Origin of the sequence: Ochrobactrum sp. SFR4, assembly GCF_019730395.1 — a bacterium.
Classification (GTDB): domain Bacteria; phylum Pseudomonadota; class Alphaproteobacteria; order Rhizobiales; family Rhizobiaceae; genus Pseudochrobactrum.
Genome location: NZ_JAAPBB010001192.1, coordinates 1 through 245 on the forward strand (window position 1 = coordinate 1; position 245 = coordinate 245).

At 48.2% G+C, this 245-nt stretch carries 1 pseudogene; it reads right to left on the reverse strand.

Going from position 1 to position 245, the window contains the following annotated elements:
* Window positions 1-245 (reverse strand): annotated as a pseudogene (locus HBA93_RS22815) (FAD-dependent oxidoreductase); the annotation flags it as partial.

Here is a 245-nt window from a genome sequence, read left to right on the forward strand (position 1 = left end):
AATGGAAACCGGTACTGTCACGCAGCGCCTGCTTATAGATCGGCGTATTCAGCTTCTGGCGGATTGCTGCTGTGTCGAGATATTCATATTCATAATTGAAATGCTGCGCCATACGATCACGGTAACGCTGCATCTGCTCTGCCGCTTCATAGCGCACGACACTCAGCTTACCTTTGACAATATTGCAGTCCGGCAGATTATTCTGCTCAATATTTTCACGGACAATTTCCACGCCTTCAACCGAC